The following is a 3,594-nucleotide window of genomic DNA, read 5'->3' as shown; positions in this document are numbered from 1 at the left end:
TTACGGATATCACATATATTATGGGATGGATAGTGGACCTGTACTTAACACAATGTACGGTCCAGTACACTACTTATCCTATTTACCAGCTGCTCTAGCTAAGTCACCGACTATTGCCATTCTGATAGGTGAATTACTCACTGTTTTGTTTTACTTTTTGCCTGTATTTTGGTTACATATAGGTGAGCATTTACATCCTAGCAAGATTAATAATTTAAGATTTGCTTGCTATATCTTTATTCTTTTTTGTGTATTAACAACTTATCTTTCTCCTCTGAGTTCCTGTGCTTTTATGATCCACTCGGATGCTCCGGCACTAGGATTCTGTGCAATTGCTTGTGCAATTCTTTACTATCGAAAGCGTAACAATAGTATTGTTTCTCTTCTATTGTCAGCTACTTTTTCTGTACTGGCGGTCTGGACTAAACAGACTACCATTCCTATATTATTTGCTCTGCCAACTTATATTTTATTAGCTAATGGAATCAATTGCTTTATCCGTTACCTTTTATGTATTGGTGTTTCGGGTTTAGTTATATCATCACTTATTTTGGTTTTTTCTGACTCTCAAGCGCTAATTTTTAACATGCTCATCATCCCAAGCCACCAACCCTGGATAGGTTTGGATACAGGGTTAGTCCCTGCATGGAGTCTGAAGGGTTTATTATCTTTGATTGAATTAACTCAGAACCTTATAAATTACTCTATAGGATTTCTCATAATAATTATATTATTTATCTGTTATCAACTTTATTTCTCTTCAAACAAAGAACCCCAAAAAATCCAAATTTGGTTTAGAGACAATCCTTGGGTAATGCTTGTCATGATTGCCCTCTTTATGGTGCCTACTCTGTTATTAGCCCTAGTCAAAATAGGTGGAAATGTAAACAATTATGCTTTTACACTTTATTTTCTAATTACAGCTACTAATCTGGTTCTAATCAAGACGGTTTCTGATTCTACAGTTCGTTATAAACAACTGACCCAAAAAGCGGTGAAACTGATAGTATTTATAATGATTATAGCTCTAAGCTCTGTGCAAATTCCTGAACTAACTTCTATTTTTGCAAGATTACCTAAACTAGCCAATAATCCACAACAAGTAGCCTACGAATTTGCCAAAAAACATCCTGGAGAAGCTTATTTTCCCTGGAATCCTTTATCGAGTCTAATGGCAGAGGGCAAGCTTTATCATATAGCCTACGGATTATATGATATGAAGATTGCAGGATTTAACTTAAGCAATCAAAATTTTAGGGCTTACATTCCTCCTCATATTAAATATGTGGCTTTTACTGAAAAATTGGTAATTGAAGATACTCTGCGATATTTGCCTGAGTTTTCTAAACAAGTCACAGTTGATGAACTGCCAGGATGGACTGTATATACGCGCTCATAAATCCCTAGTTTTCTGATTCTTAAATTTGGGAATGGAAAATCAAAATTCCTATTCCAAATTTTTAGTTATTAAGGCTTCTCTAACCGACAAGACGGAAGATTCAAATTAAAAACTCCCTTCTGATCAAAGCAGGACGGGATATCGCTGACCCTTTGCGCATAATTTTCATGAGCCAAGGTAGTAACCTTGCCATCCCTGGAAACTTCGCAAGGACGATTCAGACTGCACTGGGGTTGTGAGAGAGCATCATCATCGACTCCTGTGTTAGCGATCGCAACCACGCGATTACTGCGGAGAGACACAACAGGAGAGCCTGACATTCCCCCTACCAGACTACAACGATTGCGAATCGATTTCTCCCACTGATAAACATCCTCTCGAAGATTGACAGACTGTCCAACTTCGCAAACCGCACGGTGCAGGAAACTCTGAGACGGTTCCATACCACTCAGCGGAATCCCAAGAATCTCGACAGGCTCTCCTACAGGAGCAGGAACTTGCTCAATTTTCAACGGAGTAAATCCCTCTTTCACTAATTGCTTAAAAGAAGTATCCAGTTCCAACACAGTGATATCAGTCCCTTTCATCGTTGCGTAAACAATTCGTTGAACCCGAACCGGACGAACTCGTTTGATTCCATCTTGAAAGTAATTCAACTTAAAAATTAGATTAGAAGGCTGATTAATCAAGATTTCTTGGGGACTGGGAAAGGTAGAACCATCATAGCAATGACCATTGGTGACGGCATAAGCAGGTGCTTGCTCGCTTCCCTGAGTATCGACAAAAAATGCTGTGCAAATTCCATAAGAGCTTTGCTCAAGCAAACCAATACCGTTATAATTTCTGCCTTTTTCAACGGATAAAATTTCCCAATTTACCTTTGAAGAGTTAACCTCAGCATCGGGCAACTTATTGCCATTTCGGTCAAAAATCACCGCTTGTGCTACGTTCGCTCCTAGGGCTAATCCTAAACCTAGGGTGGCAAATAGTGTGTTTCTTAACCCCATTTTTTGCATACGACAGGTACTCCGTCCGTCTTGGTTGATAATATTAAAGACCAACCTCAGGCATAGCCTTTACATCATCCAAATGACAACTCACTTCACGCAGTAATTCACCTACAAGCTGGCAAGATACGCTCATTGGCAAACTCACAACCCATTACCAATCAGAATAAACGGTGCCCAGTAGTAGGGATGGCTGAGGCTGCTACTCACTTTTGGCGGTAGACTACTACTAATGCGTTTCTGCACACCCAATCCTCGCTGTTCGCCCAAGACTTTGTAATCGCCAGTAATCAGTGCCACTTGAGCTTGCCGCAAGGCTTCGGCTTTTGTCGTGTTGCCATTTTCCAGCGCGGCATAGAAGGCATCCATCAAGGCTTGGGTTCCGCCGTCATCAACTGTCCATAAAGAAGCAATTGCAGCTCTTGCTCCAGTTTGTTGCATTTGGTAACCAAAGCCAAGAACTTCTTTCCCATCTCCCAACTTATCGCCTAAACCAGTTTCGCAAGCGGAAAGTACCATCAAATCCACATTCGGTAAACGCCAGCTTCCTACATCTCGGAGATTGGCGCGGCTACCATCACCAAATAGAATAAAGGATTGCTCTGGTTGTCCGGTAACGAAGGCGGCATGAGTCGCTAAATGCACAACCGAGTAGTCATTCATTTGAAGAATTGTACCTTGGTTGAATTGTTTATCTAGAACTTTTGTTGTGCTGGAGACGGTTTTGGCGAGATTTTCTACCTCAACTCCGGCATACTTTAGCCCAGAGAAACTGAAGGTTTCATTCCCGACTTGGACGTTATAACTACCGGAGGTGAAGGCAGCGGCTAAGACTTGTAATTTAGGTTGAGGTTTGGTGTTGAAGTCTGTAAGGCTGAGGGCAGTGATGTTGTTAATGCCAAAGCGTTGTACTAACCATTGGTTGCCGTCATAGAGGGCTGCGAGGGGAATATATCGCAGTTGTCCGTCTGGAGCGTAGATGATGGTTTTGGCTTTGGCTTGAGTGAGGTCATTTTCTAGGGGTTTAATTAGCCAGTTGTAGAGTTTTTGGGCTGGGGTTTTGGCATCAAAGCTAGGATTTTTTAATGCAGTACGGAAGTCTACAATGGTTTGGTTGAGTTCTGACTTCTTGACGGCAACGGTGCGGCGAATGGGGGGAGCGTAAGGGGTGACTAATACTAATTCCAG

3 protein-coding genes are annotated in these 3,594 nt (G+C 41.4%); 1 reads left to right on the top strand and 2 read right to left on the bottom strand.

Annotated features, from left to right (window positions below; all coding sequences use genetic code 11):
• Positions 1-1,399 (top strand): hypothetical protein (locus V6C93_RS11880; RefSeq protein ID WP_333476869.1); only part of this gene is annotated, 1,399 nt, incomplete at its 5' end.
• Positions 1,400-1,467: 68 nt separating this feature from the next.
• Here V6C93_RS11880 and V6C93_RS11875 read toward each other — a convergent pair.
• Positions 1,468-2,406: a serine protease gene (locus V6C93_RS11875; protein WP_333476868.1), complete on the bottom strand. Its 939-nt coding sequence runs from the start codon at positions 2,404-2,406 to the stop codon at positions 1,468-1,470.
• A gap of 144 nt (positions 2,407-2,550) precedes the next feature.
• On the bottom strand, positions 2,551-3,594 hold a 1,044-nt coding region (locus V6C93_RS11870), incomplete at its 5' end, for a CHAT domain-containing protein (RefSeq protein ID WP_333476867.1).

The sequence above is a fragment of the Allocoleopsis sp. genome, from assembly GCF_036703385.1.
In the GTDB taxonomy this organism is placed as follows: Bacteria; Cyanobacteriota; Cyanobacteriia; order Cyanobacteriales; family Coleofasciculaceae; genus Allocoleopsis.
The sequence above is the reverse complement of the archived record's forward strand: the minus strand, read 5'-3'. Positions and strand labels throughout refer to the sequence as shown.

Bases quoted from the DNA above. Each gene is read 5' to 3' on its own strand.
- V6C93_RS11875 (WP_333476868.1), bottom strand. From the start codon at position 2,406: ATGGGGTTAAGAAACACACTATTTGCCACCCTAGGTTTAGGATTAGCC.